Annotated in this window: 14 protein-coding genes and 3 pseudogenes; 10 read left to right on the top strand and 7 right to left on the bottom strand. The window is 57.8% G+C overall.

What is annotated here, in order from left to right; genetic code table 11:
• Positions 1-62: 62 nt before the first annotated feature.
• On the bottom strand, positions 63-1,661 hold the full coding sequence (locus IVB50_RS00680) for an ABC transporter substrate-binding protein (protein ID WP_247293725.1): 1,599 nt from the start codon (positions 1,659-1,661) through the stop codon (positions 63-65).
• A gap of 366 nt (positions 1,662-2,027) precedes the next feature.
• On the opposite strand from IVB50_RS00680, the gene IVB50_RS42245 reads away from it, so the two are divergent.
• The 5 genes and pseudogenes from IVB50_RS42245 to IVB50_RS00665 all read left to right on the top strand — a co-directional run bounded on the left by IVB50_RS42245 (position 2,028) and on the right by IVB50_RS00665 (position 5,370).
• On the top strand, positions 2,028-2,717 hold the full coding sequence (locus tag IVB50_RS42245) for an aminotransferase class I/II-fold pyridoxal phosphate-dependent enzyme (protein WP_253076212.1): 690 nt from the start codon (positions 2,028-2,030) through the stop codon (positions 2,715-2,717).
• A pseudogene (locus IVB50_RS42610) lies at positions 2,678-2,821 on the top strand (aspartate aminotransferase); the annotation flags it as partial. The gene IVB50_RS42245 and the pseudogene IVB50_RS42610, both read left to right, overlap by 40 nt.
• A gap of 31 nt (positions 2,822-2,852) precedes the next feature.
• Positions 2,853-3,215, top strand: a complete 363-nt coding sequence (locus tag IVB50_RS42240; RefSeq protein ID WP_253076211.1) for an aminotransferase class I/II-fold pyridoxal phosphate-dependent enzyme — start codon at positions 2,853-2,855, stop codon at positions 3,213-3,215.
• 127 nt (positions 3,216-3,342) lie between these two features.
• A complete protein-coding gene (locus IVB50_RS00670) occupies positions 3,343-4,098 on the top strand; it encodes an isocitrate lyase/phosphoenolpyruvate mutase family protein (protein ID WP_247293722.1) in 756 nt (251 codons plus the stop codon).
• A 363-nt stretch (positions 4,099-4,461) separates the two neighbouring features.
• On the top strand, positions 4,462-5,370 hold the full coding sequence (locus tag IVB50_RS00665; protein ID WP_247293801.1) for a LysR family transcriptional regulator: 909 nt from the start codon (positions 4,462-4,464) through the stop codon (positions 5,368-5,370).
• A 224-nt stretch (positions 5,371-5,594) separates the two neighbouring features.
• On the opposite strand, the gene IVB50_RS00660 is transcribed toward IVB50_RS00665, so the two are convergent.
• Together IVB50_RS00660 and IVB50_RS00655 are read right to left on the bottom strand one after the other, a co-directional pair.
• The gene (locus IVB50_RS00660; RefSeq protein ID WP_247293719.1) at positions 5,595-6,134 is read right to left on the bottom strand and encodes a DUF2285 domain-containing protein; all 540 of its coding nucleotides are present in this window, start codon (positions 6,132-6,134) and stop codon (positions 5,595-5,597) included.
• A gap of 414 nt (positions 6,135-6,548) precedes the next feature.
• Positions 6,549-6,827, bottom strand: coding sequence for a DUF2285 domain-containing protein (locus tag IVB50_RS00655; protein WP_247293717.1), 279 nt, complete (start codon positions 6,825-6,827; stop codon positions 6,549-6,551).
• A gap of 434 nt (positions 6,828-7,261) precedes the next feature.
• On the opposite strand from IVB50_RS00655, the gene IVB50_RS00650 reads away from it, so the two are divergent.
• The gene (locus tag IVB50_RS00650) at positions 7,262-7,543 is read left to right on the top strand and encodes a helix-turn-helix transcriptional regulator (RefSeq protein ID WP_247293715.1); all 282 of its coding nucleotides are present in this window, start codon (positions 7,262-7,264) and stop codon (positions 7,541-7,543) included.
• A 1,472-nt stretch (positions 7,544-9,015) separates the two neighbouring features.
• Here IVB50_RS00650 and IVB50_RS00645 read toward each other — a convergent pair.
• The 3 genes from IVB50_RS00645 to IVB50_RS00630 form a co-directional block, all read right to left on the bottom strand.
• A complete protein-coding gene (locus IVB50_RS00645; protein ID WP_247293706.1) occupies positions 9,016-9,762 on the bottom strand; it encodes a hypothetical protein in 747 nt (248 codons plus the stop codon).
• A 2,354-nt stretch (positions 9,763-12,116) separates the two neighbouring features.
• The gene (locus IVB50_RS00640) at positions 12,117-12,326 is read right to left on the bottom strand and encodes a helix-turn-helix transcriptional regulator (RefSeq protein ID WP_247293705.1); all 210 of its coding nucleotides are present in this window, start codon (positions 12,324-12,326) and stop codon (positions 12,117-12,119) included.
• Between the two features lie 1,742 nt (positions 12,327-14,068).
• Positions 14,069-14,218 carry a hypothetical protein gene (locus IVB50_RS00630; protein ID WP_247293703.1) on the bottom strand — a complete coding sequence of 50 codons (150 nt, stop codon included), beginning with the start codon at positions 14,216-14,218 and terminating at the stop codon, positions 14,069-14,071.
• Between the two features lie 424 nt (positions 14,219-14,642).
• On the opposite strand from IVB50_RS00630, the gene IVB50_RS00625 reads away from it, so the two are divergent.
• The 4 genes and pseudogenes from IVB50_RS00625 to IVB50_RS00610 form a co-directional block, all read left to right on the top strand.
• Positions 14,643-15,299 carry a TOPRIM nucleotidyl transferase/hydrolase domain-containing protein gene (locus tag IVB50_RS00625; protein WP_247293701.1) on the top strand — a complete coding sequence of 219 codons (657 nt, stop codon included), beginning with the start codon at positions 14,643-14,645 and terminating at the stop codon, positions 15,297-15,299.
• Positions 15,300-15,716: 417 nt separating this feature from the next.
• A complete protein-coding gene (locus IVB50_RS00620) occupies positions 15,717-15,932 on the top strand; it encodes a hypothetical protein (RefSeq protein WP_247293699.1) in 216 nt (71 codons plus the stop codon).
• 167 nt (positions 15,933-16,099) lie between these two features.
• Positions 16,100-16,519, top strand: a pseudogene (locus IVB50_RS00615) (ATP-binding protein); the annotation flags it as partial.
• A 363-nt stretch (positions 16,520-16,882) separates the two neighbouring features.
• A pseudogene (locus tag IVB50_RS00610) lies at positions 16,883-17,153 on the top strand (isocitrate lyase/phosphoenolpyruvate mutase family protein); the annotation flags it as partial.
• A 45-nt stretch (positions 17,154-17,198) separates the two neighbouring features.
• On the opposite strand, the gene IVB50_RS00605 reads toward IVB50_RS00610, so the two are convergent.
• On the bottom strand, positions 17,199-19,628 hold the full coding sequence (locus IVB50_RS00605; RefSeq protein ID WP_256465337.1) for a CoA transferase: 2,430 nt from the start codon (positions 19,626-19,628) through the stop codon (positions 17,199-17,201).
• Positions 19,629-19,789 lie beyond the last annotated feature (161 nt).

Genomic DNA, 19,789 nt, shown 5'->3' with positions numbered 1-19,789 from the left:
CTCGTCCCTCATCATACAGGCCGCATCCGCTTTAAGCCGATTCAAGGTATGCGTCGTCGCGATCAGGTCCGGATCAGAGCTCTGTTGAATGGGCCGAAATTGAGGTCGAGCGTCAATCCCGGCAGCCATGGCACATCGCGGCGCTTGCCATAGAACTGGCCTGAGACGTGCAAGATCACGCAAGGGGGAACGACCTCGTTGATGATCTCGAGCATGCGACGGATGATCGGCCGGCGCTGTTCGCTCTGCACGGTGTCCAGGAGCTTGGCGCCGAGCGCAAAATATTCCTCGTTCCTCCAGACTCCGATCGACCTTGGCAGAGTGCCGCTCGGCCCGAATTCACGCCAGGGATGGCCGAGATGATCCAGAAACAGCGCAGTATTTGACGTATCGAAGATGGCACGCACCGGCTGGCGCTGAACTTGCGCGAAGTTTTCCATCATCTGGATTTTGACGTTCAGGCCAACCGCGCGCCACATCTCGATCATCGTTTGCGCGCCAGAGACCTGATTGGGGTAGTAATTGTTGAGCAGACGATAGGTGATCTGCTCTCCCTTGTAGCCCGCATCAACCAGCAACTCCTTGGCCTTGCCGGGATCGTAGACAAGCGAGGGGAATTCGTGGATATAGCCTTTCCCGTAGCTCGGCAGCTGGTAGCCGTTCGGAATCGGGACCCGGTTCTCCCACAAGCTTTGCACGATCAGCTTGCGATCGAGCGCAAGGCTCATTGCACGGCGAACACGCGCATCCTTCAGAATGGGATCAGTCTGATCGAGGGCGAGCGAGCGGATATTCTGCACGGCGCCACCCACGATCTCGAGATCAGCACGCTTCTGGATGCCCGCGAACTGGTCGGGCGGAATGTCAGTGGCAATGTCGAGCTCGCTGGCGAGCAGGCCGTTCACGCGCGCGGAAAGCTCGGGAATGATACGGTATTCGATGCCATCGAATGGCGGCCGCCCGCCCCAATACGCATCGTGGGCGCTCAATGAGACACGAATATCAAGCTTGTGATCGACGAGCTTATAGGGACCGCTTCCGACAGGGGCAGTGGTCCAGCGCTCCCACGAGCCCGCCGCCAAAAAGGCGCGCTGGCTCACGATCTCAGATCCCCAAGCAGCCAGACGCTGCTCGAGGAGGGCGTCGCTACCCTTTGCATGCACAATGACGGTGTAAGGATCGATGATTTCGACCTTCTCCAGCCGATCAAGCGACTGAAGCGCCTCGGACATGCCGCTGCGTCCAGGTCCCAGCAGATGGTCAGGACCAAGGCTAAAGGCAACATCTTCAGCCGTCAAAGGCGCCCCATCGTGGAAACCGACTTCCTTGCGCAAGAACAGCCGCAACGACTGCGCGTTGATCCGCTCCCAACGCTCGGCCAAGCCCGGCCGTAGCGTCATGTCGTGAGCATGGTCTACTCTGATCAGCCTATCAAAAAGCTGCGGCACGACCCGACGAATGGCAGTGTCGGTCGCGATATTCGGGTCGAACGATCGCGGAAATCCGGACATGCCGACTTTGAGGCGGCGACGCGGCAATGTCTTAGGCTCACTCTCCACAGCGCCGGCGCCTGTGCTGGCTACCACGCTTGCGGCAAGGCTACCTGCGATGGCTTGCCGTCGCGTCAGGTCGATACGGGTCATCACCGCCTCCGCTTCCATTCCATTGATGCGAATGCCAGACCGCGAATTTTTCGACCGGCACAAACTCTCGATCCCGAAATCGAGCGCTTTTGTTGCTCAATTTCGCGATTGTGTGCGACCTTAAAAGCCTGAACTGCTACGCCAGAATGACACACATCGAAAAAGTCGATGTATGCTTGCAACTATCCGATGATCGGCAGGCCGATGATGAGGAGGAGCTGAGACACAAACGACTCATGCGAGCGCCGAACAGAGCCGCACGAAAAGCGCTACGGTTATCGTAATCTTATGATTTTATCCAAAGCCGCGATCACCTGGCTCGTCTGGTCGTTCGAGTTCGGATAGATCCCCAACCGCTCATTCGAACGCGTAGGATATTGTGTCTTGTCTCTCGTTTCAGAACGGCTCAAACTCGTCCGTCCCTCTCAAACCAAGGTCATGACGGCTCGCGCCGCCGAGCTGCGAGATCAGGGAACCGATGTGATCACGCTCAGCCAAGGCGAGCCGGATTTCGATACGCCGTCCGTTATCTGTGAAGCTGGCATCCGGCCCATCCGTGCCGGGCAGACGAAGTACACGGCGGTCGCCGGAATCAAGCATTGCGGGCAGCAATTGGCGAGAGCCTCCGTCGCGATCATGGCCTCAACTACGGTATCGACCAGATCACGGTGGGCTGCGGCGCCAAGCAGGTTGTGTTCAACGCACTATTTGCCAGCCTCGATCCGGGCGACGATTGTGATCCCGACGCCATGCTGGGTCTCCTACCCCGACATGGTGGCCCTGGCCGGCGGCAAGCCGGTGCTCGTCGCCTGCAGTGAACGCGATGGCTTCAAGCTGCGCCCCGAGGTACTGGACCTGGCGATCACGCCGCGCACCAAATGGCTGATGTTGAATTCGCCATGCAATTCGACCGGTGCGGTCTACAGCCGAAGTGATTTGCTCGCGCTCGCTGCGGTGTTGCGCCGGCATGTCCATGTGCATGTGCTATCCGACGACTCTATGAAAAACTCACCTATGACGCCGACTTTGCAACAATGGCCGCACTCGCGCCGGACCTGTGCGAGCGTACCTTAACGGTCAACGGGGTGTCCAAGGCAGACGCGACGACCGGCTGGCTCGTCGGCTACGGCGCCGGGCCTTTGGCGCTGATCAAGGCCATGAACCTCATCCAGAGCCAGACCTCTTGGCACACCAGCTCGGTTTCTCAATATGCCGCTCGAGGCGCTGTCAGGGAGACGGGACCATATCAAGGAGTTCGCGCGCGCGTTTATGCAGCGACGCGATCTTGTTATCGGCAAGCTGGCCAAGGGGCTTGCTTGCCGTGTGCCGGATGGTGCTTTCTATGTTTTCCCTTCCTGCGCGGGTGTCATTGGCAAGCGCACGCCCGACGGCAAGATGATCGAGACCGACAGTGATTTTGCCATGTATCTGCTCGACGCTTTTGCCGTGGCTGTCGTGCCTGGCAGCGGCTTCATGGCTTCGCCCTATATCCGCATCTCCTATGCTTCCTCGCTCGAGGACCTCACGCGCGCCTGCGACCGGATCATCGCCGCCTGCGCGAGCCTGTCCTGAAGGATTTTCCGATGTCCTCTGCCAAACGCCTCCGTGCCCGCATGGCCGAGACTGGCCTTGTCCATATCATGGCCGCCCACAGCCCATTCTCAGCGATGCTCGCTGAAGAAGCCGGATTCGACGGAGTGTGGGCGTCCGGCTTCGAGCTATCTGCGCTTTATGGCTGCCGGATATGAGCCTGATCTCAATGACACAGCATCTCGACATGCTGCGGGCGATCGCCGGGCGCACGAGGCTTGCGATCGTCGCGGACATTGATACAGGCTATGGCAATGCGATTAACGTCATTCACGCTATCACGGAATATGAGCGCGCCGGCGCCAGTTCCGTTGTCATCGAGGACAAGACTTTTCCAAAACTAACGAGCCTTGCTGCCGAGGGCCGCCAGGACCTATTGCGCATTGAAGAATTCCAGGGGAAGATCGAGGCTGCCATCTCGGCAAGATCAGATCCGGATTTCCTCGTCATCGCCCGCACGGAAGCCTTGATCGCCGGCCTCGGCGAAGTGCAGGCCCTGCATCGGGCACACGCCTATGTAGAGGCTGGCGCGGACATGATCCTGATCCATTCGAAAAGCAAGACTCCTTGCGAGATCGAAAGCTTTGCGCGCGCCTGGACCGGAACGGTGCCGCTGGTCATCGTGCCGAACGCCTACCCTGACCTCGATGCCAAACGGGTCAAAATGCTCGGCAACATCCGCATGATGATTTATGGCAATTACGGCATTCGTGCTGCTGCAACCGCCATGCAGGAGACCTTCCGCCGGATCATCGCGGATGGTGGCGTCCAGAATGTCCACAAGGATATTCTGCCGGTGGATGAGATCTTCAGAATCCAGAAGATGGAAGAGGCCAAGGCGGCTGAAGCTCGCTTCCTTCGCTAAACGCTGAACCGATGCCTGCCAGCGAGATTTTGAGACGGCACTCAGCAGCGAGCTCTGATTCGCACGCAATCCTGAACGCACCTAAGAAGTCTCGGGCCTGTCATCTCGACGGCCCTCGATGTCGATCCCGACATCAGCAGTCATTCCCCTTGCCGGCACCTGGAGATCACCTCTTAGAAAGCCGTCGACAGCAATCGAAGTCGCCGAGCCAGATCGCCCGAATCCTCGAGAAGGCAGATTTTGTGCGCGAGATATCACTTATAAGCGGCAATCCGGCTATAGACATCGAATAATGTGATGGAGCTTCTGGCAATGGCCCGCCGTGACAATCAGCGGAGAGCCCAGAAGCTACCGGAGCAGAAAATGGCTGCCGAACACAATGAAGTGCCCCTCAATGCTATCCGGGTCTTTGTGACCATTGCGCGCGAGGGAAGCGTCACGCGTGCGGCGAGCACATTGGGAACGACACAGAGCTCGGTCAGCCGCTATTTGGCTGTGTTGCAAGACTACTTCGGCACGGATCTCGTTCAACGGCGGGGCCGACGCAGTGAATTGACAGAATTTGGAAGGCTCTTTGCGAACGCCGTGGCCGAACCGCTTGATACAGTGTGCTTCACCGCGAAGAGAATGCGGCGGAGGAACCGAACGGACGCCAATCGAATTGTAGTCCACACCTCTCTTTCCACCTTCGCCTACTCCTTTCTGATTCCAAATCTCCAGGCGTTCTCTGCCGAGATGGGCGGCGTTGTCGTCGACGTGATCAGTTCATTGTCTCCACCGAGATCCTCCGACAATTTCGACATCCTGCTTACTCGCGATCTTTGTGTCGCTGAACCGGCCGACGATTGGGCGATCTACAATGAGATGCTCGTATGCGTAGGCGCTCCAAATCACGTCATGGGAAAAACGCTCTCCACTGCCCGTTCGATGCCAATTCTGAATATCACATCGCGGCCCGACATACTGCCCACCTGGCTCAGAGCTATGAACCTGACCGCGAAGGACATCAAGTCGGGGGCGCGATACGATCATAATTACCTTGCTTTGCCGGCTGTCATAACCGGGAAATGCCTGCTGGTGGCGCCGGAAATCATTGTGAGCGATCTCGTGCGTACAGGGGCGCTCCATGTGATACCGGGATCGCGTACTTCAAGCGGCATGCAGTATCGAGCCTATGCGGTGGACCGAAGTGACAATCTCGAAGTCGCTCGCGCCTTTTGCCGATGGGTCGCGCGGCTCTGTAAGAAGGCCGCGATTCCGGAAGCCGCCTAATCGCGCATTTGCGTGATGGCAGACGTTTGATCAATCTTTGGAATCTTAGCGTGTCCATTTGCAAATGCTGACTGTTCCGATTGCCGGCGAGCTCGCCATTTTGCGAGCACCGCGGCCAGCCCGCAAATAAAGACGTTAACCGCGCCCGCCATAACTCTTTTCGCGTTCAAACCGGCTGACTCTGATCGTCTTGTAAGTACGGGGCCTAGCCGATCAGCCAAAGCTCAGGACGGGTCGTCCTCTCCTTTACGCTTGCGACGGAGCAAGGCGCGATAGCCGCCTCGCACCAGATGCAGCCCAGTCTTGACCAGGCGAAGGGTCCGGCTGCGCAGATCGTGCGTTTTCCAGCCGCGATGGGGAATGCGATGCTTGCCGAACAAGCCTTGCGCGATTTCGCGATAGCTGTGTCCCTCCAACGACCCATCGACCGCACGCAAGGCGAGGATGAGCCGACGGCGGGTCAAGATTGGCAGCGTCAGAGGCGGTGGTCCGATGGCGCGCCGTTCGAGCGCCAGCCAAAAACGATGTGCTGCCAGCAAACGAACCTCGAAACTGCCGTCGAACGGCAGGTCGACGGCAAGCGAGGAGCCGCTCGGTGGAAGTTCTGTTAGCCACAGGCGATGCTTTGCTCCTCCGAGCGCCACGATGGCATGCCATCCATCCGGCGCATGGCGAAGCTCGCTACCCGCCAATTTTCTGAAATCCAGATCGTACAACGCTGCCGAGCGGACAGCCGCGCGCAACGGCAGCACGGTCGCGAGCACCTCGGGCGCCCAGAAAATGGCTTGTTGGTCGAAGGTCTTTTGCGGATCAGCTGCGAAAAGACAGCCCCCACCGCTGCCGGAAATGCTCCGGCATCGCGTCGGATCGTTCGCTCATGGCGAGAGCCAAATAGTCTCGTTGGTACTCGCCGTTGCGGCGTAGCCACTCCCAAGCTATGTCCGCAGCTTCTGCTTTGTTGGCATCGGGATAGGCCTTCTCTGATCTCCAGTCAGCACCTAGCATCGCACCACTTTCCCCGTATGTTGATAACACACATGCAGGGAATTGCAGCCCGACGAATGTGACTATTTCTGGTTGACCCAATGCAGGTCTTCGCGATTGATGCAGTTTGCGCGATATGACGATCTAATTTTGCGATCGGTCATCACCAGAAGGGACGTCCGTTTCGAACGCACTTATTCCTCACTCTTCGGCCAACCGCGCTGCAGGAGCTGCCGAAAGCCATGACGTGCCGCCCACTTGGCGCGAGCCAGATGGCTTTCAAAGATACGTCGGGCGCGATCCGGATCCAGGGTGGGATCAATACCAAGCACAATGCGCGCAACTTCCCGCCAATTAGCGTTATCGGCCTCGGCATCCAGTAGACGCATATACGTGACGGCATGTTGCTCGTCATATGGCGTGAGCTGCGGCGCGTTAGGCGCGAAATCTGCGATCTTGGGATCGGACGGCACGGCCTGAAAGTCCTACCAGATTGAGAAACCTCGATTTTAGGGAAGCTAGCTGTATTCAGAACCTCTTCGTAGAGAGCCGATTGTCGCGGCCTGCAGGAGCATTCTTGCCAAAGTCAATGAATACCTAACACCGCTGACTGCCGTCGTTCCCTTCAATTCGTTCGCTCCGACCATCGTCCGAATGCATTTGATCGCAGTCCGTTCCGCTCGATCAGCAGAACTGTCGTCCAGCCTTTCGAATCAAGAGGCCGAAATGGGACGCAGCTCGTCGTAGCTCGTCAGCACAGGCTGATTCGGCGCGCCATCTGAATTCAGTACCGCTCCTTCATTCGGATTACGCGCGGACTCTGCTCATCTGCATTTTGGGCGAACGTACCGCAATCGTATGGTTATAGCCAGTGGTTTGATGGCCGTCGGAATGGCTGCTTTAGCGCATGAAAGCTCGTGCGCTTGTCGCCTGGAATGTGCGCCGGATCCGCGTAGATCGCGGTGTTTCGCAAGAGCGATTGGCATACGATGCCAGGATCGACCGCTCCTATATGGGCGGTATCGAGCAGCAATCGGAGAACCCGACGATCGATCTTCTCGACCGTATCGCGGAAACGCTTGGAGTTCATTTGTCTGAATTCTTTCTTCAGCCACCCAAAGGGGCGACGGCTCCCAAGCCATTGCGTAAGGGTCGAAAGCCCGTACCCCCACGTAGCAGAAAGAAATAACACTCCTCAGGCACGCGCTTTGTACTTGCCGCCCAAGCCGCTCACGTCAATTTCGCAACTGCCGCAAACCTACCCGGGGGGCGGACAAGGGATCCACCGATGTCACCGCTTGAGGAGTTCAGGTTGTCCTTGTGTATCCTGATGAGCTCCACCAGGTTCTCGCTGCCGTAGTCGGTGAACGCCATGATCTCGTGGTCACCGAGACCGAAGACCAGATGAGGCCGTCCTCGGTGTCCATTCTAAAAGCGGCGTCTGACAGCGGAAGCCTTCCAAGGGCATCTCATCGCATTGAGGGTAGTGTGTATTGGCTACCCGCGTTCCGGTTGCGCGGCAACCTCAGCAACGACAGGGGGTACCGCCGCTGCAAGCGCCACGGCGCTCGCAGTTACAAAAGCCAATTTTTTCATTCGAGAGTCGCTCCCTTAGATTGGCCCCAGCCGCCCTCAACCTATCCTATATGGAGGCCCCACGAGCTGTAAAATGCATAGTTTTGATGGGCTACATCTACGGTATGGATGAATATCGCCGCGCACGGAGCACCCCGGCGGCTGGTTGCAGCCGATTCTGCAACCTCTACCGGAGTGGAGCGAGATGATCTCGCCGAGATGCGGCAGGCGCTTGGGCCTGGAGAGAAGCTGTTCGTCGGCTTCGTGGGCGAGACAAGGTGCCGGTGTTCGACGCCTTGGCTGGCGCGCAGCGGCTGGCCATGTCTTCGTCGCCTGCTGGAGCATCCAACCGCACGTTTGCCGCGGCGCGCTGGTCGCAGGCGGTAGCTGACTGGATTGCGATGCACGTTAATGCTTGGCGGGCGATCGGCGGGCCGACGGCGATCGGCTGGGACGCTCTGAGATCCGCGTAACCGCCATCTGTCGCTATGAGGTCGCCAACCTAACGAGGAGCTGGCCAAGATCACGCCACCTTTATCCTGCCTATGCGTCCGCGCAAGCCGCACGATAAGGCGAAGGTGAAAGGTGGCGGTGCAAATCATCCCGCGGCGGAACTTCACAGATCGCCGACCTCAAAGCCAAGGTGATGCGCAAGCTCGCCGTGAGCCGTAACGAGCCGTTCGCTCACAGATCGCCACGTCAGGCTTAAAACCCTGCCGCTAGAGCATTATCACAACCATCCGGTGACGATTCGCAGCTTCTCGTCATCGACCAGCACCGCCGGCGACCAGTCTCGATCACCTCAAGCGGTTCGAGGTGAGTACTGCGCTTACGGCTCTCCGAGGCGTATCAACCGAGCTAAGCCCTCCGGTGTCGAGAAGCCGAGGTCGATGATCCAAACGATCTCGCGAATAGATATCGAGAGCTGGCTTGCCGGACGTCGGGGTCAATCCGGACGTCGCTTGACAGGGCTGGCTGAAGGCGACCGTCCTGAAGTCTAGAGAAGAACCTGACTCATTCAAGGGAGCAAGTTCCTCGTTCACCGCAGCTTCAGGTTATAGTTCGCATGGTGACAGCCAATCGTCGCTACGCCAGGAGCGGCCAGTTCCCATTTACGGAGCCCACCAGGTCCCCACGTCCGTCCGTAAAGGCGACTTCGACGGCTTGATGAAGAATGAGATGCATCCCGCATTGTCCTTGTAGAGCCACCGATACTGACGCGGGAGGGGGAGTTGCGGTCGCCGCGGTGACTTTGCAGGTGTCCTTGCTGGTCGCATAATCCTTATACTGCCTGGCAAGGGCTGCCGGATCGGGATTGGTCCAGAGATAGTATCGCTCAAGATGAGCGACCTTGTAGCCCGTGGCAAAGCAAATATTGAAGGTCTCAAACGAGACCAGCGCACCTGCATCCGGGATGCTGGCGGTTCTTCGTCGGCTTGCAAAAAAGCCAGCTTGATCCACGGCTGTGAACACAAGGCGGTTGCCCACGGTGATTCCTAGATAAGCGATGGCAACGATCGGAAGCGCCGGACACATGTAATGGGGCCATCCCGAACGCAATCCCCTCAGGATGAGGTCACGTCTATTGAACGCTGAGCTTCGCGCAATATTGAGTGCGCGAAGCGTTGGCGCGACGGCTCTGCGCCAAAGCGCTGTCATTCTGTCATCAAATGCATGAGCGACGCGCTTGCCGATGATGATCAAACCTCCCATGATGCCCGCCAGCAATAGGCACGTCGCGGCATATTGAGCATAGGCGCCTAATGACTGAGACACCCACGATGACACAAAGCAGCTCAGCGCACGAACAACGTCGAAAACATTAAAACGCATTTGCACTTTCCCCAAACGTATCGCGCCTGCCGGTTAAAGGCGACGACACCATGTGGCTGCGAAGCGGCATATTAAGTTCATTTGTTCTTGAGAGGAGGAACAGCCAAGATGTCTCGTGCTGCTTATTGCGCGAGCACTAAAGACTGTACCTGCTAACACTCTGCGTTCGCAGGCGCGTGGAGGTGGACTCGGAGCCGCTGGACGATTGGCTCAGACCGCTGATCAGCAACGCAATCCTGGCTCTGACGACGGAACACTCAGCCATCTTGGCTACAAATAGAATTCAACAACACATTTCCTCCAGTCGTAAGGAGCCATCGCAATGCCGGTCGGCGACTGCAATATCCTCTCGAATTCCCTGTCAAACGCTCTTAGCAGCCGCTGGGCGGGTAGAACGAGCCCGTCAGGCGATCTCAGGACGCCGAGAGTCTTTGAAGATGCACCATGCAGTTGACCGACTCTTGACGATGGGTGCCTTTCAGTTCTGAAAGGCGCCCGATAAGGGAGGGAAAGCCGCCGCCCCGACTGCACCTTCATCACCAGATACGCTCCGATCAACTACCAACCCTGGCAATTGATCTCAAAGCGAACGCTGGTCCATCTACGCCGTTACGCCGTCTCCGGGCGCTCCGACGGCGACTGCGGAGAAGTCAGCATCGGTGATCACTTGCGCGGCGACTTCGGTTGGCGAGGAATTGGCCCAGCCCAGCAATCGAGCCCGGCGCGCACATCAAGCTGGAGCCCTGGTTAAGCGGGGCCGCTCCCTTTAATCAGCGCGGGCCTTTTTGAGCGAGACAGGAGGTGCAGCCCGTCTTGCGTATTGCCGAGCCGAGACCATCACGAAACACATAGTCCGCCGGGATCCGGCCCGTGTTCTGCTAACGGATTCATGCTCACGAGGTGTGCGCGACGTACACTTCCCGGCGTGTTCACGGACGAGGTTTGTAGATAGCACATGAACTTGATCGTATCGCTCCCATTCTGATCACAGACTACTCGCATGAGCTCCAACCTGTGCAATCAGAACTGATAGGAGAACTCCGTTGCCGTTTGAGCGATTCCTCCAGCTTGAGGAATATTTGCCGCCCAGGCAAGGCCAGAGCCGATTGGCGGCCAATAGCCGAAACTTTGGAGTCGCTGATGCTGATTTCTAATTTGCGATGTGAGTAGCACGACAATGGACATCGCTTTCCGATCGCGAGCCGGAGAACGGCGGGATCGCAGTCACTTGAATAGGACTCGAGGACCTGAATCACCATGACGCTTTGCTCAGATAACAGCTCACACTCATATGAAACAACCCATATTGGAGCGATTGTTTTTGTCGGCAGAAATCGGGCCGGCAACTGGGTTGCTCGCGAAACACGCGGCGCGTTTGGCGGCTTTTTATCGACCGCGCTGAAGCTCTGAAATGCGCTCTCTTCAAGAACGGAGGCGATCCAGAGAACATCATCGAAGTGGCGCGTGAGATCGAGTTCGAAATTCCCAGGCCATGAACTGCAGAACACAAAGGATTGACTGCCCTTCTGCATTCGACGACCCGTCGGAGCCGGGCACTCGCAAACGATGTTCTTGAGCGTACGAACTGCAACCTTCAAGGTAAGCGTCTTTAGCCGTCCTACCTCGCTTCGTGCGACAGCCTAAGCCAGGAGAAGAACGCACCATCGACTATCCATCTGGCACGCGTTTCATTAGGGAACCATAGCGCACAATTCAACGAACCGGTCGGTTTCATCTGCATCGATCATCTGAGCTGGAAGGCGTCGCAGGCCTAAGGCCATCTCCTGCGCACAGAGACTCAGAAACGCCCGGAGCGGCGCGTCCGCCGCAAACATGCTCGAACTTATCTATCTGCTATATCATCGGAAGTACGCAACCTTTTGCATTTAAGCCAGCCACGCTCGGTGAGAATCGCCCGCGCTTGGATCAGCGCAGACGCTGGAATGGTGCAAGTTCCACGGACAGCACGCTTTTGGAAATGGATTCGCGGAAGTCCCAGCCGTCTAAACCGGCTTTCCGATGACGACGACTTCAGTAGCGGAGCTGCCACGATCAACTCTCCCAAATTTGTGCACACGCATATGACCGCTGGCATCCGCAGCAGGGGGGACGGACCGATCACTACGTTAACCTAGGCAGCCGACTGGCCGTCAAGCTTTCAAGAGCGTTATGCCCCGGATCTAACCTCGCCTAGTGGTCCACAGCGCGCCGTGACGATCGGCGATGAAAATTGTAGCGCCGTCCATAGCTCGACAGCTGCAGTGCGTAATCCACCTCGCATTCCGCCGGAGCAACCGACAGTTACCCCTTACATTCGCTCGATCTACAGCGGCAACGCCAAAGCGGCCGTTACTTTAGATAAGACCTAAACGCCGCGCCTTGACGACGCACTGCGTCCGGCTGGTCGCTTCCAACTTTCGCATCGCATTCTTGACATGAAAGTTGACGGTGTTCTCGCTCACGTTCAGGATGACTCCGATTGCCCATGATGACTTTCCCTGCTCGATCCATCGCAAACACTGTTTTTCCCGTTCCGACAGCACAACCTCTTGCACATCCGCCATGATTTTCTCCTGGATCGACAGAACAGGAGAGCCATCAGCAAATGCGATGCCACTCAGTAGCCCAGCAAACACGGGGAAGTAGGATGACTTCCTCGACGATTGCCTCAACATTCGCGCGAGGCCGCCATTCCATTGCAGCCTTGTCGACAGGCTTGCGACATATATCGCAAACGTAACATCAGCACTGCGAGAATCGTGGCTGTCGATATTGTGTCCAAATCTACGTGAGCCGGATATCGCCCTTTCACTAAACACCCCTCCTTCCAAGGAGTGGGGAATTCTCCTGGGCCGTAGGACCAGGCTCGCGAACCCAGGTCATCCATTTGCAACCAAGGCCCTTCTTTCCAGCCTTTTGGGGAGTCCCATTCAACCGAAAGCGAAAGCTTTGCCTTCTGCGCCGCCCCCGCAATTACCAAATCTGCGCGTCTCAAAAAACTACCAATGCTGGTCATGATCGGCGCTTCCCCAAAAAGACATGAACTGTGACGTTGGCGCCAATCGAGGATCGGCTTCCAGGATTTAGGCATGCAGCATCAACCACAAGCCGTTGGGCCTACAGCAGGTCGCCAAATGCGCACGGCAGTCGCTTGTCGAAATGCTTCGCACCCGGGCCTGCTCGAATGATGATCTGTCGTTTCTGATGGAAGCGCGTGCTGGCCTGTCTGCCACGATTGCCCAGCGCTCAGGATTCAAGGGGACCTGGGCCTCTGGTTTGTCGATTGCCAGTTCGCGCGGCTATCGTGACGCAATGAAGCTTCATGGACCCAGTTCCTCCAGAGCGTCGAACGCATGGTTGCCTCGACAGAGCCACTTGTGCTCGTTGACGGTGACGGCGGTTCGGCAATTTCCCGACGTACTTTTGAACGCCAATCTCTGCCTATCGAAGCGCGCGTCTCCACAATCGTCTGGAGCAATCAGTCCATGCGAGCTCCGGCAGAAATGCGGGGCGTCTGCATAGCAGCGCAGCTCAAGAGAGCGTTGCGAACATTGAATCTTCCATCGAGCCCCGATCGCTGGTAGTGCTCGAACAGCTCGGTCGAGGACCGTCCCTGCTGTCCTGCGGCACCTTCAGCTCGATCTTATCCGGGTGATCAGCGAGCGGGAATAGTAGCCGGAGCGATAGTCAATCCGCCTCTCGCTTCCCTCCCCTTTCTCCGCAGCCAGCGTCTCCATCATCTCGGCATCGGGAATATCCTGCACGCCCCTGGATCAGCGGCTTCAGGTACTCCTTGTCCGACCTCAAGAACTCTTTGACTGCAGTCACATCGTCCTAATCTTCGTCATGGTCATGGTGGATCCAAGCCACTACGAGCGGTGATCATCGAACCGCTTCAGCCTCTCAGCTTTTTGCAGAACCTCCTGCACACTACCCCCCGAAATAGGAGGCTCTAGCCAAGACGCGGCGTTACGTCCCGGTATCTGATGCTACTCCGCGCGCCTCCCCTGACCAACGCGCAGCGATCAACCAAAACGCCGATTCTATAGTGCCGCACGCGGTTGTCCAGTGCCGGGTTCGCAACACCATGCTTTCTCGAGATCTTCGCCAAGTCTGTGACAAAACCTGTCGCCGCTAACGTGCGCGGCGGCAGCTTTCGGGGGTCCCCTGATCGACGCGAAAACGCCACGGCAGACATCCTGGTCGACAGGATATTCGACGCTTCTGGATTTGCGCGGTCGTGCGTTCCGTGTTGTATGGATTGCCGCGGACTTGCTCTGGCGTCATCGGACGATCATGAGATCGCTCAGCGCTCAAGGCTTTTCTCCAGATCCGCCAATCCTGCCTTACATTCCGCGACAACCGATTGGGCGCGAAGCAGCTTGACCTTGAGCTCGTCTACTTGCCTGAGTATTTTTTTTGGATCCCAATCGCTCTGCATCAGCTCATTGACCATCTGCAAAGCACCTCTTGAAAGCCGTCGCTTAACTTCACGATCCCAGGCTCGGCATCTCGCACATGCCCGCGCTGAGCCACCAGCAAAAATGACGCGGCACCCGCGCCGGCGCACGTTCCAGCCCGAAGACGCCAGGTCGGTAAGAACAACTGTTCGTCGTATTTTTTCCTCCCCGAGGATTTCCTGCGCGGCTCCTCTTAGCAATTCTGCAAGAACTGGCTTCCGTCGAAAGCGCAGCAACAGCGGGTGAGGGCAACGAAAAACCAACCCTTATTCTGGGGTGCGAGGAACCCGAGCTCTACCAGCATCCGCCGCAACCAGAGCACCAGGCGAGGAGTTCGAGGAAATCCGGCTTCTTCGTCGGGACGGCAAAATCCGGCAAGTCGAACATAAAATCTACTGACTTCGATAGGCTGCCCAGCGCATGGCTAAAGCGACGGCTAGGAAGCCGGATAAAAACCCGGTTGCAAGGGCCAAGCTGCTTGCCGCGCTCAGGCCCGAGCGGTCTGAATTGTACTTTAGCCAACGCTTGGTGCTTGTCGAAGGCATTTCCGACCGCGCCTATCTCTCAGCGGCCCTTCATCTGAATGGCCAATGGAACGCAATGCGAAGGGCCGGGCGGCATACTCTGCCGGCCGAAGGAAAGTCGAACATCCTTCAGTTGCTGACGATCGCTCAGGAGCTGGAGATTCCCTCTTTTGTTATATTCGATGCCGATGGCGATGTAACGCATCCCGACCGTCGACGCCGTCAGGAGTTGGATAATCAGGCGTTGCTGACAGCTCTCCAGCTAGGGTGTGCCGCCTTCCCGCCGGAGATCGTATGGGATGACTGCTGTGCGATTTGGCCGAACAACATCGAAGATTCGATTAGGCTATGTTTTGACGCTGCTGATTGGGAGAGGATTACCAACGAGGCTCGGCGGGCCATCGATCCGTCTGCCGGAGGACTTGGGAAAAATCCGGCACTGATCGGAGAGCTGCTTGCCGTGGCGTGGGCCGAGGGTAAAAGGCCTGACGTTTTGATGGAGCTCATGAAGCGGCTCAAGGCATTCGGCCTAAAGCATGAAGCCGCAGCATGATGAGAACACCGGCCCGATCATTTAGATTGGTCTCCGTCGGTCGCCATCTCACAGGCCCCTGAGCCTGTCCGGACGGCGCCCGGCCCTCCAGAGCTCAAGGTAAGTTCTTCGCGAAATTACGTAGAATGACCGCCTTTGTTGCGAGTTTTGATCGCTAACCCCCTCGGGCCGGGCATTCTCGCCAATCTCGCAATTTGCCAGAACTGGTAGGAGACGGTCGCCCGCATTCGGCGTACTGATTGCGAGCTCGGCGCGCGGCACGCGCGTACCGCCATAGCCTGTGTGGACCCTCGCGAAAACGATGCCACTCCAACCTAGTAAGTCGCCTGACGTTCAGCGACTGTTCGTGATGCGAGTTGGCATGCCTCCGCTATGGCCTCCCTCCCGCGAGCCTCAGACGTCGTTCCGCGAGGGGACATGAAGACTTCGCGTGGCTCCGCCACACGGATCGTTCTTGTTGGCAGGAATCGAGCCGGTTACTGGGTCGCCGTTGAACAAGGCGGCTCCTTTGGCGGCCTGTTTGTCAACCGCGCCCAAGCACTGAAATATGCGCTGTTCGAGAATGGGGGCCATCCAGAGAGCATCATTGAGGTCACGCGCGAGATTGAACTGGAGATTCGCACCCGCCTCTGAGCGCCGCAACGCCAGATTTGGCAAAACAGATACCGTTGAAAGGGTGAGCCCGACATTCGCTTAAAGACGGAGAATGGCGTAGGCTACGTGAAGAAGAACGCGATCGCGGGACATTCATTCGTGAGCTGGGAGGCATTCGAAGCGCACCTCGCCGACCGGAGCGCGAACTCGGGCCAGAGGCGATCCTGGCCGGTTACACGGTGCAGTTCACCACGGCGACGACGCTGGTCGCTGGCCTTGCCAAGGTGCATGGCGAGCGGCGCCTGGACGAGAAACTGCTCGCACTGGCGAAGCCAAAGCTGCTGATCGTCGACGAACTCGGCTAGCTGCCGCTGAAGCCGGACGCGGCGCACCTGTTCTTCCAGCTGGTCAGCCGCCGCTACTAAACCGATCCGGTGGTCGCCACCGCGATTCTCGACCGGCCACTGTACCACAGCCACATGCTCACCATCCGCGGCGATACCTACCGGCTCCGCGCCAAGCGAAAGAGCGGCCTCATCAATCCGCCCGCCGCTGGCAGCCTTCCGGTCGGCTCCGCCCACCTCCGTCCCGTCAGCGGCGGAGCCAAGCTTCAATCGACATCATGAACCCGAGGGTCGGGTGAGTTCTTCATGACGCAAAGGGGCACTGCCGCATGGCGTTTGACACTCGTGTCCATGCCGTACGCCAAGACTGGGTTAGACTTCAAGCGGAGCAATCGCCCTTAACTGCCGACTCGCATCCATAGCGAAATGCACCGATCTTTTCTTCCCGTGCCACCTATCAACTCTAGCAATTGATCGAGCTGTTAGAAACATGTCACGTGGCGGGCAATGAACACAGACCGATCGGCGCACCCGGAGACTGCACTCTAAGATCACGCAAATTCTCTCCTCGGCAGTGGACTTAATTCTTCCGTTGCTGATACGCTGCGCAGAGAGGTCTGCTCCAGCACCGAACTTCCCTTCCTGATGGAAGCACATGATGGCCTCTCCGCTGCGATCGCCCAGCGCGCAGGCTTCAAAGGTCTTTGGGCGTCCGGTCTATCGATTGCCTGCACTCTGGGCTATCGTGACGCCAACGAAGCGTCGTGGAGCCAACTTGTTGACGCGGCTGAACGCATCGTAGATTCGAGTCAACTGCCCGTTCTGGTCGATGGCGACGGCGGTTTCGGGAACTTCAACAAATGCTCGGCTGCTGGCTCGTAAACTGCGCGAGCGCGGCGTTGCGGGTATTGCGCTCGTGTTGGGCAACTAACTCGTAAGATCGATTGTCATGTTCCCTGCGCTAATTTTCGACCGGCCCTTCGGAGAGCATCGCCGTTCCGATGATCCTTTCTCTCCGCAATTCAGCAATATTCGCCTCGGAGAGACCGAGTAAGTCTGACAGGATCTCTCCGTTGTGCTGTCCCAGCGTCGGTGCCGGCGTTCGGATCGCATAGGGATGGCCTGCACCTTCGCGAATTGGCATCGACGGCTGCGGCTGCAAGCCCATGAAGGCGCGTTGGATATTTTGGAAAAACGCGCGCGACCTAAGATGCTGATCCTTCAGCAGGTCAACTGGTAGCCGCGCCACGCCGGCAGCAATCTTGACGGATTGCAACTCAAACATCGCTTCGTCCGCATCGCGGGTGAGCGTCCAGGCTGCGATACTTGTCTCAATGACGTCCTCAACAGCCCGACGACCTTCTGCAGACGTCAGCGACGCATCGGTGGCCCAGTCTGACCGGCCAATAAGAAGTGCGAGCCTCCGCCACATGTCGTCATTTGTCGCGGCTACCATGATCCAGTTGTCCACACCCGCACACCGGAAGCACCCGTGCGGCACAAACTGAGGATGTCGGTTGCCGTATCTTATCGGCGGGAGACCGCCGATCGATTGAATCGTGATCCATGGCGCAGCGAGTGGCATCATACATTCGATCTGCGCCAAATCGATGAACTGCCCCTGGCCCCTCGTGCGGGCGTGAATCAACGCGAGCAGAACCGCGGCGCAGCCGTTGAGCCCACCGACCGGGTCTCCGAAGGCGGTGTGGCTCATAGTGGGTGCCCCTCCGGGATTGCCGACTACACTCGGTAATCCCGATCCCTGCTCGAGAGTCGATCCGTAAGCCCGGCAATCGCGATGGACGCTGTTCGAACCAAAGGCTGACATCGACATCATCACGAGGCGCGGATTGACCGCCTTAAGCACGTCATAACCAAGCCCGAACTTTCGCAGGACATCAACAGAAAAATTGTCAACGACAATATCAGCTCGGGCAACCAACTGTTTTGCGAGAGCGACGCCTTGCGGGCGCGCTAGGTCGAGTGTGATACCGCGCTTGTTGCGATTCATGATACAGAAGCGCACCGCCTTTTCATACATTTGACCGCGGACGTAAGCGGCCCGGCTGTCAACGCCGCGCCACCAGTCTGGATGCTGGATGGCCTCGATCTTAATAACATCTGCACCAAGATCGGCGAGCGTGCGAGTACACAATGGGCCCGCCCAGCCCATCGTGAAGTCAATTACGAGAACCCCCGCCAACGGGTGGCGGTTGGGAGCGACGCAGCGAGGCGAAGCCTCCACTGCGAAGGGGGGATTTGTTCGGCCGGTTGCGAGCTCCTGCTGCTCACCGGGAGTCGGAACCTTTCCGCCTCGACGGGGATTCGTCGAGGTCAGCCGCTGCACCGAACCCACGGTTATGCCCTCTTCTTCGCCAATGAACACAGGCACAATCGCGCCACGCGCGCTTTTCTCGGGGTCGAGTAGCAGATCCGATATTTCGGGTACAGGTACGATCGGAATCTTCCGTTGCAATCCCTCTACGAACCACTCCTGCGCCGTCCGAGCTTTAAGCTTTGGCAGAAACTCTCTTTCGATCTGGTCTATGTATGGCAAGCGATCTGCGCTGAGCACCAGACCTGAATCGTCACGTAACTCCGATAGACCGAGCATATCGCAGAATGAGCGCCATTGTGCGGGCGTTAACGTTGTAACTCCAAGCCATCCCTTTTTGGTTTCGTAGATGCCTGCCGGAAACATTGGCCAGAAGCGATTAATGCCGCGCCGACGTGTCATTTCACCCCGAGCATCGGCTTCGAACATATGATTCTCGCTGAGAGCGAGGTTCGCTTCGAAAATGCTGACCGACCACGACCGGCCTGCCCCTCCCTGCGTCCGCGCAAAGATCGAAGATGCCACGGCGATGAAGGCCCAAAGGCCTGCAATAATGCCCGCCTGGAAATCCGGAGCATACAACGGCGGACCCTCAATCGGTCCGACCAGCTTGATGAGCCCGGCCAGAGCACGTACCGTCGAATCAGTTGCCGCGAATCCTGCGTAGGGTCCCCCGCTGCCGAACCAGCTCGCTTCGATGCAGATCAAGCTCGGGCGACGCTGCCGGATCGTCGCGACATCAATGGACCGACAATCTGCGGGATCGATATCGCGGCCGTCAATCAGAATGTCACAGTTTTCGATTAATGCCGTTAACTTCGTCATCGCGTGTTGGTCGTCCGGGTCGATGATGACGCTTGACTTATTGAAGTTCAGGAACGCAAACCACGCGCTTTGGCCCCTCGGTGTCAGTGGCGCGCTGCGACGAAGTGGGTCGCCTAGGGGTGGCTCGACTTTCTGAACATCCGCGCCAAAATCGGCGAGCAATCGTGCGCAATAACTTGTCGTAGCCGAGCTTCCGATCTCAACGACTCGCAGGCCTGACAGTATTCCCATACTGGTTCCAAAGTTCCAACCATGCTGCAGCCACGAATCATCGCCTGTTACGCAATCGGACATTATCGATGCGCGAAGGATGACACGGCTTACAAGTAGCGACACGTGGGTGGTTTGCGTTTCATGCGTCCGAGGACAAACCCTGAGTCGTTCATCTTCGC

It is taken from the genome of Bradyrhizobium sp. 87 (genome assembly GCF_023073015.1).
Classification (GTDB): domain Bacteria; phylum Pseudomonadota; class Alphaproteobacteria; order Rhizobiales; family Xanthobacteraceae; genus Bradyrhizobium; species Bradyrhizobium canariense_D.
The sequence above is the reverse complement of the archived record's forward strand: the minus strand, read 5'-3'. Positions and strand labels throughout refer to the sequence as shown.

Coding starts and splice junctions, on each gene's coding strand:
- IVB50_RS00680 (WP_247293725.1), bottom strand. CDS start 1,661: ATGGAAGCGGAGGCGGTGATGACCCGTATCGACCTGACGCGACGGCAA.
- IVB50_RS42240 (WP_253076211.1), top strand. CDS start 2,853: ATGCCGCTCGAGGCGCTGTCAGGGAGACGGGACCATATCAAGGAGTTC.
- IVB50_RS00665 (WP_247293801.1), top strand. CDS start 4,462: ATGGCTGCCGAACACAATGAAGTGCCCCTCAATGCTATCCGGGTCTTT.
- IVB50_RS00650 (WP_247293715.1), top strand. CDS start 7,262: ATGAAAGCTCGTGCGCTTGTCGCCTGGAATGTGCGCCGGATCCGCGTA.
- IVB50_RS00645 (WP_247293706.1), bottom strand. CDS start 9,762: ATGCGTTTTAATGTTTTCGACGTTGTTCGTGCGCTGAGCTGCTTTGTG.
- IVB50_RS00640 (WP_247293705.1), bottom strand. CDS start 12,326: ATGGCGGATGTGCAAGAGGTTGTGCTGTCGGAACGGGAAAAACAGTGT.
- IVB50_RS00630 (WP_247293703.1), bottom strand. CDS start 14,218: ATGGTCAATGAGCTGATGCAGAGCGATTGGGATCCAAAAAAAATACTC.
- IVB50_RS00625 (WP_247293701.1), top strand. CDS start 14,643: ATGGCTAAAGCGACGGCTAGGAAGCCGGATAAAAACCCGGTTGCAAGG.
- IVB50_RS00620 (WP_247293699.1), top strand. CDS start 15,717: ATGAAGACTTCGCGTGGCTCCGCCACACGGATCGTTCTTGTTGGCAGG.
- IVB50_RS00605 (WP_256465337.1), bottom strand. CDS start 19,628: ATGGGAATACTGTCAGGCCTGCGAGTCGTTGAGATCGGAAGCTCGGCT.